The sequence below is a fragment of the Saccharothrix sp. S26 genome (genome assembly GCF_021390395.1).
GTDB lineage: Bacteria > Actinomycetota > Actinomycetes > Mycobacteriales > Pseudonocardiaceae > Actinosynnema.
In genome coordinates, this window is the sequence record NZ_JAJUWT010000001.1 from 103,853 (window position 1) to 123,215 (window position 19,363).

At 67.9% G+C, this 19,363-nt stretch carries 12 protein-coding genes; 9 read left to right on the top strand and 3 right to left on the bottom strand.

What is annotated here, in order from left to right; all coding sequences use genetic code 11:
• Positions 1-42: 42 nt before the first annotated feature.
• The 4 genes from LZG04_RS00480 (at position 43) to LZG04_RS00495 (ending at position 9,679) form a co-directional block, all read left to right on the top strand.
• Positions 43-6,882 carry an RHS repeat-associated core domain-containing protein gene (locus tag LZG04_RS00480; RefSeq protein ID WP_233812238.1) on the top strand — a complete coding sequence of 2,280 codons (6,840 nt, stop codon included), beginning with the start codon at positions 43-45 and terminating at the stop codon, positions 6,880-6,882.
• 9 nt (positions 6,883-6,891) lie between these two features.
• The gene (locus LZG04_RS00485) at positions 6,892-7,608 is read left to right on the top strand and encodes a hypothetical protein (RefSeq protein WP_233812239.1); all 717 of its coding nucleotides are present in this window, start codon (positions 6,892-6,894) and stop codon (positions 7,606-7,608) included.
• Between the two features lie 458 nt (positions 7,609-8,066).
• Entirely contained in the window at positions 8,067-9,344 is a 1,278-nt protein-coding gene (locus LZG04_RS00490; protein ID WP_233812240.1) for a WXG100 family type VII secretion target, read from the top strand.
• Complete coding sequence (locus tag LZG04_RS00495) at positions 9,341-9,679, top strand: hypothetical protein (protein ID WP_233812241.1); 339 nt, start codon at positions 9,341-9,343, stop codon at positions 9,677-9,679. The genes LZG04_RS00490 and LZG04_RS00495 overlap by 4 nt, the downstream gene beginning before the upstream one ends.
• 677 nt (positions 9,680-10,356) lie before the next feature.
• Here LZG04_RS00495 and LZG04_RS00500 read toward each other — a convergent pair.
• A complete protein-coding gene (locus tag LZG04_RS00500) occupies positions 10,357-10,515 on the bottom strand; it encodes a hypothetical protein (protein ID WP_233812242.1) in 159 nt (52 codons plus the stop codon).
• A complete protein-coding gene (locus LZG04_RS00505; protein WP_233812243.1) occupies positions 10,512-10,874 on the bottom strand; it encodes a hypothetical protein in 363 nt (120 codons plus the stop codon). Before LZG04_RS00505 ends, LZG04_RS00500 begins: the two co-directional genes overlap by 4 nt.
• Before the next feature lie 341 nt (positions 10,875-11,215).
• Between LZG04_RS00505 and LZG04_RS00510 the strand changes: the two genes are divergently transcribed.
• From LZG04_RS00510 to LZG04_RS00525, 4 genes are all read left to right on the top strand, one after another.
• The gene (locus LZG04_RS00510; RefSeq protein WP_233812244.1) at positions 11,216-11,731 is read left to right on the top strand and encodes a DUF4365 domain-containing protein; all 516 of its coding nucleotides are present in this window, start codon (positions 11,216-11,218) and stop codon (positions 11,729-11,731) included.
• A gap of 113 nt (positions 11,732-11,844) precedes the next feature.
• On the top strand, positions 11,845-12,753 hold the full coding sequence (locus LZG04_RS00515; RefSeq protein ID WP_233812245.1) for a hypothetical protein: 909 nt from the start codon (positions 11,845-11,847) through the stop codon (positions 12,751-12,753).
• A 19-nt stretch (positions 12,754-12,772) separates the two neighbouring features.
• Positions 12,773-13,381: a hypothetical protein gene (locus tag LZG04_RS00520; RefSeq protein ID WP_233812246.1), complete on the top strand. Its 609-nt coding sequence runs from the start codon at positions 12,773-12,775 to the stop codon at positions 13,379-13,381.
• Positions 13,378-16,629 (top strand): helicase HerA domain-containing protein, encoded by a 3,252-nt coding sequence (locus LZG04_RS00525; protein ID WP_233812247.1) that lies wholly within the window; start codon positions 13,378-13,380, stop codon positions 16,627-16,629. The genes LZG04_RS00520 and LZG04_RS00525 overlap by 4 nt, the downstream gene beginning before the upstream one ends.
• A gap of 218 nt (positions 16,630-16,847) precedes the next feature.
• Here LZG04_RS00525 and LZG04_RS00530 read toward each other — a convergent pair whose 3' ends face one another.
• Positions 16,848-17,540, bottom strand: coding sequence for a hypothetical protein (locus tag LZG04_RS00530; protein WP_233812248.1), 693 nt, complete (start codon positions 17,538-17,540; stop codon positions 16,848-16,850).
• 280 nt (positions 17,541-17,820) lie between these two features.
• Here LZG04_RS00530 and LZG04_RS00535 point away from each other — a divergent pair, with 280 nt between their 5' ends.
• Positions 17,821-19,182 (top strand): helicase-associated domain-containing protein, encoded by a 1,362-nt coding sequence (locus LZG04_RS00535; RefSeq protein ID WP_233812249.1) that lies wholly within the window; start codon positions 17,821-17,823, stop codon positions 19,180-19,182.
• Positions 19,183-19,363 lie beyond the last annotated feature (181 nt).

A 19,363-nucleotide genomic window follows, 5' to 3' on the forward strand; every position in this document is an offset into this window, starting at 1 on the left:
TCGATCCGAGACGTCACGAGAGGCCCTGTTGTGAGTGCTGCCGTGCGGAAGCTGGCCCGGAAGGCCGCCGCGTTCGGTGTCGTGCTGGTGTTGACCGCCTCGACCGGGCAGGCCGTGGCGATGGCCTCGACCCAGGCGTGGAGGGTGTCGCTGCAGTTGGAGCGATCGATCCCGACCAGGGCGGTGCCGGTCGAGGCGGTGCCGGAGGATCCGGCGAAGAACCACGTGGTGACCGCTCCGGCGCAGGCTTCCTGGCCCGCTGCCACGACTGCCGAGGTGGACTTCGCGGCCGAGGGCGGCACGCCGGCACAGGCCGCGGCTCGCGCGACGGGCCGGCCCATCCGGGCCGTGGGCACACCGGTCGCGGTGGGGCTGCCCCAGGAGGCGAGCGCACGTCAGGCCGCGGCGGGCAAGGTGCGGGTGCGGGTGCACGACCGCAAGGCCGGGTCCAGCGGGGTGGTGTTCAGCCTTGCGGATGCCGGCGGGGTGAAGGACAAGCCGTTGGCGGTGACGTTCGACTACTCGTCGTTCGCGTCGGCGTTCGGTGGCGACTACGCCGCCCGGTTGCGGCTGGTCAGCCTGCCCGCGTGCGCGGCGACGACACCGGACAAGACCGAGTGCCAGGTGGCCACGCCCGTGGCGGGCGCCGCGAACAACACCGCGGCCGGGGTGCTGTCCGGCAGGACGACGTTGACGTCGTCGGAGCCGGTGGTGTTCGCCGCGGTGGCCGCGTCGGCGAGCACGGCGGGTACGTATGGTGCGACGTCGTTGGCCCCGGCCGGGTCGTGGAGCGCGGGCGGCTCGTCGGGTGACTTCACCTACGGCCTGCCGATGCGGGTGCCGCCGGCGATCGGTGGCGCGGCGCCGAAGTTGTCGTTGGGGTACTCGGCGCAGAGCCTGGACGGGCGGACGTCGTCGACGAACAACCAGGCGTCGTGGGCCGGTGACGGCTGGGACCTCGCGCCGGCCGGGTTCATCGAGCGCCAGTACAAGCCGTGCAGCCTCGACCTGGGCGGGAACAACGGGCAGACCAAGACCGGTGACCAGTGCTGGGCGACGCACAACGCGACGATCAGCCTGGTCGGCGTGTCCGGGAAGCTGATCAACATTCCGGGTACGGACCAGTGGCGGGCGGAGTCCGAGGACGGCGCGCGCATCGAGCGGCTGTTCGGTGCGGTCAACGGTGACAACAACGGTGAGCACTGGAAGGTCACGACGACCGACGGGACCCAGTACTTCCTGGGGATGAACCGCCTGCCGGGCTGGACGGACGGCAAGCCGGAGACGCAGTCGGCGTGGACCGTGCCGGTGTACGGCAACCACGCCAACGAGGAGTGCAACAGCGGGACGTTCGACGCGTCGTGGTGCCAGCAGGCGTACCGGTGGAACCTGGACTACTCGGTCGACCCGCACGGCGACGTGACGACCTACTACTACAACCGGGAGTTCAACCGCTACGGCCGCAACGGTGACGCCAACAAGGGCACGGACTACGTGCGCGGCGGGTGGCTGGACCGGGTCGAGTACGGGTTGCGCAGCGACGACGTGTTCGCGCACCCCGGCGCGAAGGTGAGCTTCGAGGCCGCCGAGCGCTGCCTGCCCAAGGACGCGATCACGTGCGATCCGGCGCAGTTGAACGCCTCGACCGCCGGGCACTGGCCGGACGTGCCGTTCGACCAGGTGTGCGCGGTGGGTGAGTCGTGCACGCACCGGTTGACGCCGTCGTTCTTCACGCGCAAGCGTTTGACGAAGGTCGTGACGCGGGTCGCGAACGGCGCGTCCACGTTCCAGGACGTCGACTCGTGGTCGTTGGAGCACCAGTTTCTCAACACCGGTGACGGCACGGCACCCGCGTTGAACCTCAAGTCCGTGACACACACCGGTCTGGTGGGCGGCAGCGTGGCGACGCCGCCGACAGTGTTCGCGCACACCGCGATGGACAATCGCATCGACACGAGCACCGACAACTACCTGCCGCTGACCCGCTTCCGGGTCACGGGGATCACCAACGAGGCGGGCGGCCATACCTCCGTCAAGTACAGCGATCCGGACTGCGCGGTGGGTACGCGGATGCCCGTGTCGCCCGAGGCGAACACCTTGCGCTGCTACCCGTCGTGGTGGACGCCGGACGGTGCGATGGAGCCGCAGCTGCACTGGTTTCACAAGTACGTGGTCACCCGGATCGTCGACAACGACCGCACCGGCGCGTCCACGCCCATCCAGACCGACTACGAGTACGACGAGAAGGCTGCGTGGCACTTCGACGAGGCCGAGTTCAGCGAACCGGTCCGCCGCACCTGGTCGCAGTGGCGTGGTTACGAAAAGGTCGCCACGATCAAGGGCAACCCGCAGGAGAAGCGGTCCAAGACGGAGGTCGTCTACGGCCGCGGCATGCAGGGCGACCGGCAGCCCGGTGACACCAACGGCGACGGGTTGCCCGACGGCGTGCGCACCGCCGACATCACCGCCTCGGAAGGCCCGGCGATCCCGGACGTGCCGCGGCTGCGCGGGTTCGTCCGCGAGACCCGCCAGTACAACGACGGCGTGATGGTGTCGGCGTCGGTCAACGACCCGTACCTGCCCGAGACCCCGACCGCCTCCGACGCGGCGGGCAACAAGGCGTTCGTCACCGGCACCGCCTCCGTCCGCGGCCGCACGCTGCTGGAGAACGGCTCCTGGCGGCGCACGAAGGTCAACAAGCTCGCCTTCACCGCCGAGGGCATCGTCGAGGTGACCGAGGACCTCGGCGATGAGGCCGTCACCGGTGACGAGACCTGCACCCGCAGCAGGTTCGCCCGCAACGAGGGCGCGTTGTTGCTCACCCTGGCCTCGCAGGTGGAGACCGTGGTGGGCACGTGCGAGGTCGAAGCGTCACCGGCCACCATCCAGTCGCTCGTCCGGTCGTACTACGACGGCCAGGCCCACGGGGTGGCACCGACTCGCGGGCTGATCACCAAGGTCGAGGTGTTGGACAAGTGGGACGCCTCCGGCCAGACGTGGGTGACCGCCTCGCAGGCCACCTACGACGCCTACGGCCGACCCCTGGACGTCTACGACGCACGCGGTAAGAAGACCACTACCGCGTACACACCGACCACCGGTCCGCTCAAGCAGCTGACCAGCACCAACCCGCTCGGTCACGTCAGCCAGGAGTACCTGGAGCCTGCCTGGGGTCTCTCGGTCGCCTCGGTCGACGCCAACAACCGCCGCGCCGACCTCGCCTACGACGCACTCGGTCGCCTGACCGCCGCCTGGACGCCCGGCTTCGACAAGGCGACGGCTCCGGCGAACGCGATGTTCGAGTACCAGTACAACAACGACAAGACCAGCGTCGTCGTCTCCAAGCAGTTGCAGGACAACGGCCAGTACCTGTCCGTCTACACCCTCTACGACGGCCTGCTGCGTGAACGGCAGACCCAGATCCCGTCCCCCGGCCCGGACGGCGGGCGTCAGATCACCGACACGTTCTACGACTCGCGCGGCCTGCCGTACAAGACCAACGGCGTCTACTGGAACAACACCGCGCCCGCCGGTGGCACCCTCGCGGGCGTCTTCGACAACGAAGTGCCCAACCAGACCGTCACCGAGTACGACGGCATGGCGCGGTCGACCAAGGCGACCTACCGCAAGTTCGGCCAGAACCAGTGGCACACCACCACCTCCTACGGCGGCGACCGGGTGAAGACCACCCCGCCGCCCGGCGGGACCGCCACCACCCTGATCAACGACGCCCAGGGCCGGACGACCGAGAAGTGGCAGCACACCAACGGCCCCGACAGCCCTCACGACGCCACCAAGTACACCTACAACGCGGCCGGCCTGCTCAAAGCCGTCACCGACCCCGACGGCAACACCTGGTCGTACACCTACGACCTGCGTGGCCGCCTGGTCGAGACCAACGACCCCGACACCGGCCGCAGCACCCTGGCCTACGACGCCGCGGGCCAGGTCCTGTCCTCCACCGACGCCGAGAACCGCACCGTCGCCAACGCCTACGACGACCTCGGTCGGCTGATCGCCAAGCACCAGGACTCCCTGACCGGCCCCAAACTCGCCTCGTGGGAGTACGACACCGCAGCCGGCGGCATCGGCATGCTCAAGTCGGCACGCCGGTTCGTGGACAACCTGGTCTATCACAAGTACGTCACCGGCTACGACGCCGCCGGACGTCCCAAGGGCCAGAAGCTTGTGGTGCCCGCTTCACCGGGCGTGCTGCCGGCGACGTACGAGGTGAAGCAGGACTACACCTACAACGGCAAACCGAAGTCGATCACCTACTCGACGGTCAGCTCGGGCGGCAAGGTGATCGTCCCGTCGGAGTCGGTCGGGTCGTACTACAACACCGCCAACGGCCAGCTCGAATCGACCCAGTCCGGCCAAGAGGTCTACGTTTCCGCCACCGGCTACTCCAGCTTCGGCGAAGTGCTGCGCCTGCAGTACGGCAGCAGTGCCGACACCGCCAAGAACCTCGCGGTCACCAACTTCTACGAGGTCGGCACCCGACGCCCGGAACGCACGGTGGTCGAGCGCGAGACCACCACCGAACCCGAGCTCGCCGACCGCGCCTACAGCTACGACCCCGCCGGCAACATCAAGAAAATCGCCGACACCCCCGAGGGGCGTGTCGCCGACACGCAGTGCTTCGCCTACGACCACCTGCGCCGGATGACCGACGCCTGGACCCCGGCCACCGGCGACTGCGCCGCCATCAAGTCCACCACCGCCCTGGGCGGCGCCGCGCCGTACTGGCACTCGTGGACCTTCGACAAGACCGGCAACCGCCGCACCGAAACCCAACACACCACAGCCGGCGACATCACCCGCACCACCGACTACCCGATCCTCGGCGCTCCGCAACCGCACACCGCCCTGTCGGTGACCACGAAGGGCCCCAACGGCGACGCGCTCGACACGTTCACCTACGACAAGACCGGCCGCACGAAGTCGCGCACCATCGGCGGCGACACCCAGGTCCTCGACTACGACGCCGAAGGCCGCGTCTCCAGCGTCGCCAACCCGGACGGCACCGACAAGTCGACCTATGTCTACGACGCCGACGGCGACCGCCTGATCAGCCGCGAGCCGTCGGCCACCACCCTGTACGCGTTCGGTCAGGAGATCCGCCTGGAGAACGGCACGTCCACTCCGTCCTGGACCCGCTGGTACTCCCACGGTGGCCAGACGGTGGCGGTGCGCAACAGCATCTCCGGGCTGAAGTGGTTGATCCCCGACCACCAGGGCACCAACCAGCTCTCCGTGGCCAACGACAACGCCCAGACCGTCACGCAGCGCCGTCAGACGCCCTTCGGGGCTTCGCGCGGTACCGCGCCACCCGAATGGCCGGACCGTCTCGGCTTCGTCGGCGGCCGCAACGACGAGTCGGGCCTGACCCAGGTCGGCGCACGCCTGTACGACCAGTCGTCGGGCCGTTTCCTGTCCGCCGACCCGGTGATCGACAACAACGATCCGCAGCAGCTCAACGGCTACGCCTACGCCAACAACAGCCCTGTTACCTTCAGCGACCCGACCGGCCTGCTCATCAACAACTGCGGCCCTGATGGTGTGCTGTGCGGTGGCAAGGAAAAGAGCATCCAGGGGCCGCGTTGGGAGGAGGAGAAGCGGGTCTACCAACAGCGCGAGCGGGCGTGGCAGCAGGCGAACCGGAACAACGAAAGTGCGCTGAGGAACGGCCTGGCCTCGGAGGGCATCTCCTGGGAGGACTACCAGAAGGCTCTGGCCGACGCCCACAAGACGAAGTGGGACGTGATCAAAGAGGTCGCCTGGGAGGTTCTCAAGGAAATCTCGGGCTGGAACGACATCGTCGACTGCTTCTCCAAGGGTGACATCTGGGCGTGCGGCGGTCTCGTCGCCGGCCTGGTCCCCTGGGGCAAGGTCGGCAAGATCCTCGAAGCCGGCTACAACGCCGTCAAGGCCGTCAACCGCCTCGCCTCGATCGTCGACAAGGCCAAGGGCGTCCTGCGCCGTGTCCAGTCCATCGCCGACGACGTCTCCCGCGCCGCCACCGAACAGTTCCAGAAGCTGACCTCGAAGGGCGGCGGGAGTTGTGCGCTGCACAGCTTCGTGGCCACGACCCTGGTCCTGATGGCCGACGGCTCGACCAAACCGATCTCCGAAGTCGAGATCGGCGACAAGGTGAAAGCCACCGACCCCGTCACCGGCCACACCACCGACCGCTCCGTCGTCGCCACCATCGTCCACACCGACGAAGACGACATGACCCGCCTCACCGTCACCGCCGACGACGGCACCATGGGCACGGTCGACGCCACGTCCTGGCACCCCATCTGGGTAGCTACTGAGGGTCGGTTCGTCAACATTGGCGATCTAAAACCTGGCCAAGTGCTGACGTCAACGGACCATACCTCCCCTGTCGTCACGAAAGTCGAGCGGTACGCTCGCTTCGAGCCGGTGCACGACCTTACTGTCGAAAGCGTCCACACCTACTACGTTGCGGCTGACGATGAGGACTTCCTCGTCCACAACTGCAGCGACGGTGCCGTGGAGCGATTGGAGGACATGGTGGACGCCATCTCCGAGTCCACACATCGACGTCAGCGGCCTGGCACCGTGAGTGAGACCGTGGGTGTACGGCCCTCCGGCTTGCTGGTAGCCGTACACAGTCGGGCGGGAGCTCTTGGCATCGTTCCGGGGGAAGTTCGCGCGGCATTGGAAGCTTGTGGTCATGCCCATTCGGGATGCAGTGAGGTGAGCGGGGTAGCGCGAGTCGTGGAGTTGGGGGCTGCTCCGGTGTCGGTGACAACAATGGGGATCAAATCAAAAAGGATCGGCGCGGCGTTGCACAAACAAGTTATGGCCCCGTGTCCCAGTTGTCAGCGGTTCTTGGCTGAGTTCGGAATGTGAGAGACGACTATGGAGTTGTGCGGCTTCATTTTGGATGACCCCGGAGTTCTGTCTGAGCGGGCCATCGATTTTCTTGGCGCACATGCTGAAAAGAAAGCTTACGACGTCGGCTTGACCGGCGACGCATTGCGACGTCGCCTGATCGACGTTTTCGGGCCAGGGCAGTACGACGATGTCGTTTCGCTGGTAGAGCATGTACAGCAGCGATGGGGAGGGCTTGCGTACCGAAGTGGGCTGTTCGACAGCCCGGTCATTTTCTCTCCGATGTGTGATCCGGAAGATGCTGATGGTCCTATTGAAATAGATTACGCTGTGGCTTCGATGAGCCCGGCAGGCGCTTCGATCAGTCTCGACGGTGGTGTGCTGATCGGTTTCGATGACGTCTCCGTGCGAGAATTTTCCAGCCTTGACTCGGTGATCGAGTGCGACGCGATGTTCGCCTCCGTAGCTACATCAATGCCGGCGACGGAGATCTTTTACGATTCTTCGAAGAGTGGTGACGTCGATTTCGTTTCTCGAGTCCGTAGCTCTCTTGGTGACTCATTCGATGCAATTTCGGAGGCCTCCGGGGAAAATCTAGAATGGTTCGCCAATGAAGATTCTGCGGTCTACGCGTGTTCTACGTGGTCCCGAATGCTCCTCGGTCTTCCGGCGTATGTCCGTATTTGGGCTACGAGCGATGAGTTGGTCAGCTCCGTGCAATCTAAGTTGGCTGACGTACTTTGAATTCGCGGGGTGTCAGGATTCGGTCACGAGGCTGACCTTCAGGTCGGGCGGCTGTGGGTTCGTATGCGTTGATCAGGCCGCCTGACTGGTCGGCGCCGTATGTGAGGCGTGGCCCGGCTGTGCGAGCGGTCGGTCTGGTCGTCCTGGGCTGAGCAGGAGGTCGGTGGCTTCGTGTTCGATGGTCCCGACGAACCGTTCGACGTCAGGTGTTGGCTGGCAGACAACGAGGGGGAAATTTCGCGACCTCAATACAGACGTCGGCGAGGACCGTATCGAACGAGGCTAGACGAGTAATGCGTAAGTCTGGGGCGGTGGCCCGCGACGGACGAAGGGTGTTCAAAATCCGTTTGTGACGACAGAACTGAACACCCTCCTGACCGCACTCTACGTAGATCCACGACGCTCTACGAACAGGTCGAGTCAGACAACGTCGACCGGTTCGGCCGGTTGGGGGACGGGTGAACAACCCGTTCGTCGCGAAACCGGAGGACGACACCACCGCGATCACCGGGATCGGTCTGTTGGAGGCGGGGCAGGCCGCGTTGGATGGGATCAACAACGGGGATTGGGTCGAGGCGGGCCTGGGGATCGTCGGTGCAGGGCTTGAAGCGCTCGGTGTTTACATGGACCCGGTGGGCACGCTGGCGTCCTACGGGGTCGGGTGGTTGATCGAGCACGTTCAGCCGTTGCAGGACATGTTGAACGACCTGGCCGGGACACCGCCGGTCATCCGTGCCTATGCGCAGACCTGGCAGAACATCAGCGAAGGGGTCGAGCGGGCGGCCGGGGATCTGGAGACCACGTCGCATGATCGCACTGCCGGGTGGCGCGGTGCTGCGGGTGACGCGTATCGGGCGCGTGCCGGAGGAGTGGTCGACGCGCTGCGTGGTGCGTCGAGGGTGTGCAGCGGTGTGGGGGCCGTGGTCACAATCATGGGTGAGGTCGTGGCGGCGGTGCGGGAGTTCGTGCGAGACCTGATCGCGGACGCGGTCGGCAGGCTCGTGGTCTGGGGGCTGGAACTTCTTGTCACGGGTGGTGCCGCGGCGCCGGTGGTGGCGATGCAGGCCACCAGCTTGGTCGCCAAGTACGCCGCCAAGATCGCGGACGTGGTGCGCAAGCTGTTCAAGACCATTTCCAACGTGGCCAAACGGCTCGACGGGCTCGCCGAGGTGCTGCGCATGGCCTGGCGCAAGCTCAAGGAGTTGGTCGACAGGCTTCGTCGGAAGGACCCGGATCCGCAGCACGAGGATCCGCGCGAGGTCGAGCGGCAGCGTCGGGAGCAGGAGAAGCAGGAACTCATCGCCGAAGCTCAGGATAACGGCGTGAAGATATCCCCGGACATGGTCGTCGAAATCGGCAGGGACCCCAACGGGAAGATCGTCTTCCTGGAGGAGGGAGGGGTCAATCCTCGTACCAACAAGGAGTCCGGCCTTGCGCACGTGATGAAGCACAAGGACGAGTTCACCGCCGCAGGGATCCCTGAGGACGAGATCGCCGAGGTGGTGCACCGAGCTGCCACCGAAGGCAAGTACACGGGCTACTGTCAGGGCAAGCCGCCCGGACGACCGATTTTCGAGGTCCAGTACGGTGGCCGGACGCACTACATCACGGTGTCGGTGGGCGACAACGGCTTCATCGTCGGCGCGAACATCCGCAGTGCGACCACACCGTTCAAGGACGCGCGACATGACCCGCGTGCGGAGGCGGATCCGAACTACCGAGGGTGGGGAGAATGAGCCGACTGATCTCGGTCCGAGTGGCGCCGGAGTGGGAGTGCTTCCCCTTCTGGGTCCGTACTGCGGACGAGGTGATCGCCGACAACTGCTCTGCCGAGCGACTCGTGGCGGAGTTCGGTGCACCTGCGGACTTGGTGAAGGCGATCGACGCGTGGGACGACGAGTTCCAGGCCGTGTACAACCGCAGCGACCCGGAGAGCTCGGGCTTCCCCGACGAGGCGACCACGGCGGCGTGGCACGAGCGCGGTGAGCGGATGGCCGAGCGGTTGGCCGCGGCGCTGCGTGTGCGAACTGAGTTCCGCACCGCGCGTGGGGGGCGCGTGTTCGGCGGTTGAGGCCGGCACCTGTTGCCTCTGTTCACACTGCGGTGTGTGGAGCAAATCTGGAGCAGACGCAAGAGCTGAACGACGTGCGACGGCTTCGAACGGCGATGAACTGCGCCGACTGACGTGCTGGTTCTTTATTTGTGCTGGTCAGGGCGCTTTGGAACAGCACTGTCAGAGTGCGGCTCAGGCTTGTTGGCTGCACTTCGCCGCAGTTGGCATGTATTGGCAGGTGTTGGGTGCAGTTCGTTGATGTGGTGCGGTTCGTGCGTCCGGGGTGTGACTGCGGCGTGACGGGTCGACTCGGCGGGCTACGCAGCCGTGGTCGGTGGAGGAGGCGCTGCCCTGGATTCGGAGGACGGGCTCGACCTCGAAGCGGGCGCAGAGTTGCTCGACGAGCTTCACGGCCCTCATCGGATCGGGCCGAATTCCGCTGCGGAAAGGCGGACGCGGTCGTGAGGTTTTCGGCGGACAGTGCTTCCTGCGATTCGTAGTCCCAGTCGCCGGTCTCGTCGTGGTTGTGCAGGTCGAGGACGAGGTGTGTTCGTTGTCCAGGCTTCGACCTGCTCGTCGAGGAGATAAGGCTTGACCGCGTCCGGGTCGAGCAGGGTGCGCGGTAGGCGCAGCAGGAGGCGTCGGGTTCCCCGGTTGGCGAGGTGGAGGTGGGCGTCGTGGTGGTGTTCCACCCGTCAGTTCGGGTTGCCGCGGAAGTCACCGCACTCGTACTCGTTGACGGAACAGGTGGCGGCGATCCGCGCGCGGGTGGACAGGGCGCGGACCTCGGCCTGCGCCTTCGCGTCGAGCGGCTGGTCCAGGGCGACGAACTCGTAGTGCCGGCACTCGTTCAACGCCCGCCTTGCACTCCGGTCCCGGGGAACGGTGTCGCGCGGAAGCCGGAGTCCTCTCCGAGGTGGAAGAACAGGTGCCCGATGAGCGTGTCGTCCTCGGCGAGGACGGCCCAGCCGCGCCCGCTGGCCTGGTCCATCTCGTCGTTACCCTCCCAGGTGAACTCGGTGAAGGGCCGGCCGTCGCGTTCGCTCCAGCGGCAGTCCATCTCGCCGCGGACGGCTATGAAGCCGAACTCGCCGGTGCCGTCTCGAGTGAATTCGATGAATCCGGGCTCGATGAGGTCGATGGCGTCCTGGTCCCACTGGTCCATCTCCACGATCCGCCACCGGCCGGTCACGCGCGCCTTGGGCTTCGCCACTCGTCGTCCCCTCGGGTTGGAGGCGTTCCACGCGGTCGAGTCCTTCCGGCGCGGCCGGGGTGACGTGAGGGTAGCGCCGAGTGGTGGACGGTGGCCGAGGGCCCGCGTCACCATCACGGCTTTCGGGCCGACTCCTGGTGGGGTGGCATGTCGTGCGGGCGACTTCGGCCCAGTCCGTCGAAGACTTCTCCCTCCAGCAACCGGTCCGCAAAATTGCGGAGGAATGTTTCGGGATTGCCTGATGGGAAGCGCCCGCTCCAATCGAGCGTCGCCCGATCGGGGCCGGCGCGTACAGTACGACGGCAGTCCGTTCAGAACACGACTCACTCGAAAGGTGAACCGTGCTCGACGCGCGCAACCACCAGGGGAAGTTCGGCGCCGACTACATCCGGGTGCTCGCTTCCAGCGCGGGCCTCGTCTGGTCCGAGGACGACGTCGACCTCGACGGGGTCGACCTTTGTATCAAGATGCCGGGTCGTACTCCGCGTGGGTTCTCGCCCCGGATCGACGTGCAGATCAAGACCGTCTCCACGGTGAACCCGCGGCACGGTGTGATCGACTTCCGAGGGCTGGACGAGAGGCAGTTCACCAAGCTGGCGGGCGAGGGGTTCCTCGTCCCGCGCTACCTGTTCGTCGTCCACGTGCCGCCGCGCGCGGATCTCTACGCCGACCTCAGCACCTCCGGCTTGCTGTTGCGCCACATCGGCTACTACGTGTCCCTGCGGGACCGCCTCCCGATCGAGGCCCCCGACCGTCGTCGACGCACCAAGGTCGAAGTGCCCTTGGGCAACGTCCTCACGGCGAGCAGCCTGCGTGACCTCGTCACCCGCAGCGCGCTCCTGCCGGCGGCCACGTGACGACCTTCCCGCGCGTCGACCAGGTCGTCGACTACCTCACGGCCAAGGGGTGGGGTATCACCGGGCACTGGCGCGGTGCCGAGATCTGGACCCGCGACGAGTTCGACGTCCTGGTGCCGCCGGGCGACGACACCGCCGACGCGCGGGCGCGGTTGCGCGACCTGCTCGTCTGCGTCGCAGACGCCGAGGGGCGCGCTCCACGTTCCGTGGCCCGGGACATGGTGCTGCCGGAGTCCGACGTGGTGTCCTACCGCGTCACCCTGCCCGAGTTCGCCACGGTTCCCCTCGGCGCGGGTCTGCGGGCGGTGCGGGCTGTGAGGGACCTGGTCGCCACCTGTGCCCGCGCGGTGGCTGACGACCTGCCCGACACCGATGCCCGGACACCTGGTCGACTGGTTGAGCGGACCTCCTTGTCCACCGCGGACGAGGGCTTCGGTTTCGACCTGTTCATCCCCGTCCACCATGATGCCGCGCCGCGGTTCGGCCGCGCGACCACGATGCGCTTGCTGCGCACGTCGAACGCAGCCCTGGCCGCCGATCCGCGAACGGTCGACCACCTCGTGGACGACGTTTCCTCGGCTCTGGCGGACCTCGCTGGTGAGCATCGCGGGTCGCCGTTCGACCTCGTCTTCCACTGGGCCGCCGCGTTACCCGCCGATCGGCGGGACACCTCCCTGCGCTTTCCCCGGAACTTCGGCGCGAACGTCCGCGCACGTCGGGAGAAAGCCGTTCCGGCCGCGGCCCGGGGCGCCGTCCAGGGCCGGGTGACGCGTTTGGCCCTGGACGGTCCACGCCGTGTGGTTACGATCCGGGGGCCTTTCACGCTCGACGGGCGACCAACCGGTCGGGAACGTGCCGTCCGCGTGCGGGTCGACGACCGACAGACCTACCTCCTTGCCGTCGAGGCGCACACCGCCGGACTCACCGTCCGAGCGGAGGGCGACGTCGAGAGCACCGGCGCCAAGCAAGGCATCGTGGTGGAGCCGGGCGGCTTCACCGTCGTCGATCGAGGACGCGGATGACCGCGGGAACGGAAACGGGATGCCCGAGGAACGGCTGACCATGCGCGAGCGCGCCGCACTGCTCGTGCTGATGGCGGAGGCCCGCGAGTTGACCAACGCCGAACTGCGGGAACTGGCCGGCTTCACCCTCGACGGCGATTGCCGCCGCCACCTCAACGATCTCGGGCTGGTGATCAGCACCAAAGTCGGCCGCGCCTACGTGCACGACCTCACCGATGAAGGCGCCGTGCGGTGCCAGGCCGAGCTGTCCGCCCCGCGGCCTGCCCGGGCCGGCTACGCCGGTGGAGCCCTCTACGTGCTGCTGGCCGGTCTGCGACGCCACTTGGAGGTCACCGGTGGCACCCTCGGCGGGCTCTTCACCCCGGACCTGGGTCACCGGGTCGAAACCGCCTACCGGGTGCTGGCTCCGCGTCCCGGCGACTCGGTGCCCCTCCGCGTGCTGCGCGAACACCTCGACGACGTGCCGACCGATCGGCTCGACCGGGCGCTGACGGCCCTGGCGGACCGCCCCGACGTCCACCTGAGGGCCGAAGCCGACCAGAAATACCTCACCGAGCAGGACAGGCAGGCCGCGTTGGTGCTCGGCGGCAGCCCTCGCCACACACTGGCGATCGAGGCGGCCGGGTGAACGAGGAGCAGCGGAACGCGCTGTCGTCGGTGCAGTTCGGCTGGGCGGTGACACCGGACGACATCTGGAGTCCCATGCACCACCACGTCGACGGTTTGCACGCGCATGCGGTCGACGGCATCAGCCAGGCCGTCGCAGCGGCCGGACGACGTCCGCAGGCCAGCCCCATGGGCATCGTGCTGCGGGGTGAACGCGGCGTGGGCAAGACGCACATGCTCGGCTGGCTCAGGCAGCACGTGCAGGCGCGGGGCGGGTCGTTCTTCCTGCTCAAGCTCCTGGACCGCCACTCGTTCTGGGAGGGTGCGGTGCACGGCGTGGTCGGTGGCCTGCTCGACCGCCAAGGCGGGCAGCTGGGCCGACTGCTCGGTGAACTCGCCCGCCTCACCGGCCAGGACCGGGAAACGGGCATGCGCCTCACCGGCACCCTTCCGGTGCGCAGGCAGGACGTCGAGGCGCTGCTCGACGGCCTGCGTTCCCTCGACGCGCAGGTCGCCGTCGAGTGCCAGGACACCCTGCGGGCATTGGTCCTGTACCGCGCGAAAGGCAAGGCGTGGGAAGCGGGCAACGCCTACCTCGTCCTGCCCGAGGGCGTGGAGGCCGCCGACCGGGTGGAGTGGGGGTTCCGCACTGCGTCCCGGTCGCCGCAGCTGCTGCTCGGCGACCTGTCCAAGATCTTCGCCCTGGTCGGTCCGGTCGTCATGGCCGTCGACCAGGTCGACAGCGTCATCACCCAGGCCGCGGACTCGCCGGGGGAGGAAGCCCTGGTCGACCGCCTGGCCGACGGGCTCATGCGGGTGCGTGAGGAGACCAGGCGCACCATCGTGGTGGTGGCCTGCCTGCCGCGCTCGTGGGACCTCATCGAGCACCACGCCGTCAACTCCGCGGCCGACAGGTTCCGCGTGCTCGACCTGCGCACCGCCATGCCCAACGCGGCCGTGGCCGGCGCCATCGTGGAGCGGCACCTGGCCGGTCTCTACGGTGAGATCGGCTTCACGCCGCCGCACGCCACCTGGCCCGTCCACCCGTCGGCGTTCGCCGGGCGGGACGTGGCCCACTGGACGCCTCGACGGCTCCTGCAACGCGTGGACGAGCACATCCGCTGGTGCCTCATCCACGACACCGTCGAGGAGCTGCGGGACTTCACCGCCGCCACGGCCGAGCCCGCAGGCCGGCCGACCGCGGGGCCACGGGAAGCGGACGAGCTCGACGCCCTGTTCGCCCGTTTGCGCGACACCGCCGACATCCTCGCTCCCCTGGACCATCAGCGGGAGGACGAGCGCATGCAGGCCCTGCTCGGTGCCGCGCTGCACTGCTTCGTGCTCGAACGAGGCGCCGACGGCCCGCCGCTGACCGTCGACGCCTCACGCGGCGGCAACCCGCCCCTGCACGCCCGGCTGCGCCTCACGGTCGACGAGGCCGGGGAGGGCGAGGTCCACTGGAGCTTCCGCGCCATCGCCCACACCCACCCCCGTGCCGTGCTGGCGCGGCTCAAGTCCGCCCAGTTGGAAGCGGAACTCCGCCGGGGCGACGACAAGCGCCACCTGGTCGTGCTGCGCAACACGGCCTTCTCCGGCGGGCCCGCCACCACGTCGGCGCTGGAGGCGTTCCGCGCCGACGGGGGCCTGGCCCTGCCGATCGCCGAAAGCGACCTGCGTCTGTTCACCGCCCTGGAGAAGATGCGCGACCAGTCACCGTCGGGATTCCTGCCGTGGCTGCTCAGCCGCCGCCCCGCGACCTCCTCGCAGCTGCTGACGAGAGCGCTGGCCGACCTCGACCACTTCGCGACAACGTCCGTGCCGCAGGTCCGTCACGACGACCCGGACCCGGCGCCGGAGTGGCCGGGGGTCAGCGGCACGCTGTCCGACGTCACCGCCGACCAGCCCGCCACCTCGTCGGAGGAGGTGACTGACGCGCCGGAGGACCCCACCGTGACAGCACCGGAACCCGCCATCGACGAGCCAAGCGTGCGCCTGGGCACCGGCGTTGTGACCGGCACGCCGTTCACCGTCCCGCTCGCCCTGCTGCGCAAGCACACCGTCGTTTTCGCCGGCAGCGGCTCGGGCAAGACCGTGCTGCTGCGCCGCCTGGTCGAGGAGGTCGCACTGCAAGGGGTCTCCTCGATCCTCATCGACACCAACAACGACCTCGCCCGGCTGGGCGATCCGTGGCCCTCCCCGCCCGCTCTCTGGGAACCCGGCGACGCCGAGCGCGCCGACCGCTACCTGCGCGACACCGACGTGGTGGTCTGGACGCCCCGGCGCGAGGCCGGTAGGCCGCTCACCCTCGACCCGCTGCCCGGCTTCGACCGCGAACCCGACGACCCGGACGAGTTCCGCACCGCGATCGACGCGGCCGTGGCCGGATTGGTGCCTCGCATCAACCTCGGTGGGCGCAAGGCCAGCACCGGCCGAGCGGTCCTCACCCAGGCCCTGACGCACTTCGTCCGCGGCGGGGGCGGTGAGCTGGTGGACTTCCTGGCGTTCCTGGCCGACCTGCCCCCCGGGGTCAGCACGGTGCGGGACGCCCCGCGCCTCGCCGCCGACATGGCCGACGGCCTCAACGCCGAGATGATCAACGATCCGGTGTTCGGCGGGGCGGGGGAACGGCTCGACCCCGGCGTGCTGCTCACCCCTCCGGCCGGCAAGCGGGCCAGGGTGTCGGTGATCAGTTGCATCGGCCTGCCCAACGACGACCAGCGGCAGACTTTCGTCAACCAGCTCCAGCTCGCCCTGTTCTCGTGGATCAAGCGCAACCCCGCCAGAGACCGCCCGCTCGGTGGGCTCTTCGTGCTGGACGAGGCGCAGACGTTCGTGTCCTCGCGCACCACGACCGCCTCCACCCAGAGCACGCTGACCCTGGCGTCCCAGGCGCGCAAGTACGGGCTGGGCATGGTCTACGCGACACAAGCCCCCAAGGCGCTGCACAACGTGGTTTCGGGCAACGCGGCGACCCAGTTCTTCGGCCTGCTCAACGCACCCGTCCAGATCCAGGCGGCAAGCGACCTAGCGCGGGCCAAGGGCGGCCGCATCGACGACGTCTCCCGCCTGCCCGCCGGTCAGTTCTACGGCGCCACCGAGGGAACCGGGCTGTCGAAGGTCCAGGTGCCGATATGCCTGAGCCACCACCCACCCACGGCGTTGGCCGAGGAGGAGGTTCTGTCGCGGGCGCAGGCATCGGCGAGAGAAGCGGGGGACGGAGGCGGGTCTGGACCGGGTCAAAAGCTGAAGGATGGCCAATGGACCGACTGACCTCGATCCGCGTGGCACCGGAGTGGGGTGCTTCCCATTCCGGGTCTGCGTTGCAGGAGAGGCGATCGCCGACAACTGCTCTGCCGAGCGGATCGTGGTCGAGTTCGGTGCACCGCCTGACCTGGTGACGGCGATCGATGCGTGGGATGACGAGTTCCAGGCCCGGCCGCGTTCCGAGTGAGGCGAGGATCGCCGAGATCTGCTTGCGATACAGACCGTCAAACAGCCTCGAAGATCGTCCTGCGGTGCCACTCGAAGTAGGGTGCCGATGAAGGTGTGTAGGCAGTGCAGGGGCGCCCCCTCAAGTGGCTGAGACGGTCGCGCATGCCGCCTTGCGGGACTTCGTCCGGTGGTCGTGTCCGTACGTACCCGTTGTCGTCGACGGTGATCCAGCCGGATTCGTAGAGCGCGTCGCAGCCGAACGTGCAGGCCAGCATCGCTACGTTGTCGAGGTCACGGCGTTCGTCATCACTGCACGCGGCCCGCTTCTTGATGTGGGCGGCGACGAGGAAGTCCGGTGGGAACAGATCGCCGCACAGGGCGCACCGCGCGGATGTCCGGCCGCCGACGAGCAGGCTGCGTAATCGACCCTGTTCCAGCCTGATCTTCACCTGGGCGGTCGAGTCCACCCGGCCGTTGTGGTGGTCGGTGGTCGGCGGTTCGTCGAGCACCACCACGGTAGGTCTGCCGGTGAACCGCGCTCCGGGTAGAACCGCCAGGACGGCGCCCACGAACGAACTTCGATAACCCAGTTTCCCGGGGGTTACCCGTACCGAGCCCTGGGTGGCGAGCAGGTTCAGACCCTTCTGCACGGCGCTCACCGGGACGGGTTCGCCCTGTGGCGATCGTTCCGTGCTCACGATGACGTTGTCGCCTCGCACGGCCAGGATGGTGTTCGACTTGCCGGACACGGTCCGGATGTCGACCCCGATGAGTGCTCTGACCAGGTCGACGGCCCTCGGTAAGGCCCGCGAAGGATCGGCTCGGGAGGCCGGGCCATCCAGCCGCTCGGACGTGTCGACTGGACGTGATCGCTCAACCATCGTCACCCGTGACCACTCACGCACCTCCGGACATGTCGTAACGGCAGCATAGGAACAGCAAGCCCGCTGCGGACTGGTTCCACGATGGTGAGCGGTGCTCGTGGTTGTCGAGCCTCGTGCGAGTCCGGTCGGCAAATGTGGGAACCTCATGATCGACTTCGATGAAGAGGGGTACGTGAACGCGGTGGACCACTCGCCGGAGCAGGTGCGGTTCACTGAGGAGGAGGCGCTGGCCAACCTGCGCGCCGTGCTCGAGCTGTGCGCGGCAGGGGAGCTGAGGTGCAGTGACAAGACCGGGCGTCCGTTGGCTGCGACCGTGCGCACTGTCGGCGCGCATTTGGTGCGCGGCGATTTTTACGCTGAGGAGCCCATTGCGGCGTTCGCTTGGCCGTTGCTGCTCCAGGCCGGTGGCCTCGCTTCGCTTGACGGCACCCGCCTCCGGTTGACCCCGAAGGGCCGTGCGGCGCTGGGCAATCCGTCCGTGGAGGTCATCCGGGTGCTGTGGCGGCGTTGGCTCACCCACGCGGTGATCGATGAGTCCAGTCGGGTCGAGCACATCAAGGGGCAGCAGGCCCGCAACGTGCTCACCTCGGCCAAGACGCGGCGGCAGGTGGTTGCTGCGGCGTTGGCGACCTGCCCACCGGACAAGTGGGTCGACGTGGACTTCCTGTTCGCCTCGATGCGGCGGGGCAACCTGAGTCCCACCATCGCCCGCACGGAGACGGCGTTGTGGAAGCTCTACCTCGTCGACCCGGAGTACGGCAGCCTCGGCTACGACGGCCACCACGACTGGGAACTGCTCGAAGGTCGCTACACGCCGGCCGTGTTGTTCGAGTACGCGGGCACCCCCGGGTTGATCGACCTCGACTACGTCGACCCGCGCGGTGCGCGCGAGGACTACGTCGACAACTGGGGCGGTGACGACCTGGACGCGTTGAGCCGCTACGACGGGCTCGTGGCGGTCAGGCTCACCGCGTTGGGCGCTTACGCACTCGGTTTGGCCGACACGTACCAACCGGCTGAGCCCAAGACCGCTCGGACCAGGCCGCTGAAGGTGCTGCCCAACCTCGACATCGTTGCGATGGGCGACATCGGCGTCGCGGACCGGCTCGTCCTGTCCGCCCACGCCGAGCAGACCGCCGACCGCGTCTGGACGGTGTCGGCGGCCGGCCTGCTCGTGGCGCTGGACAACGGCCGCGACCTCGGAGAGTTCGTCGACTTCGTCGCCGAGCGGACCGAGCACGACCTGCCCGACGGGTTGCGGGTGCTGGTCGCGGACGTCGAGCGGCGGAGCTCGCAGCTGACGGATCTCGGTCACCTCCGCGTGATCGAGTGCGCCGATCCCGCGCTCGCCGCGTTGATCACCCGTGACCGCGCCTTGCGCGGGCTGTGCCGTCCGATCGGTGACCGCCACCTCGCCGTGCGGCCGGACCAGGAGCTGAAGTTCCGCAAGGCCCTGCTCCAGCTGGGGCACGTCATCCCGTCCGGAGGCCGCGGAGCTCGGCTCTGACACGGGTGGGGTCGTGCGTTCGTTGGACGGGCTCGATTCCGCCGCCTTGCGATCTTCGCCGAGGAGCGGATGATCGAAAACTCTCGCATGCGCGGGAAGTTCGCTGTGTCAGCGCGTCTACTACCCTTGGCGGGCGCGGCGCTGGTCGCCGTCGGCGTTGCTCGACAGCTGGGCACGCCTT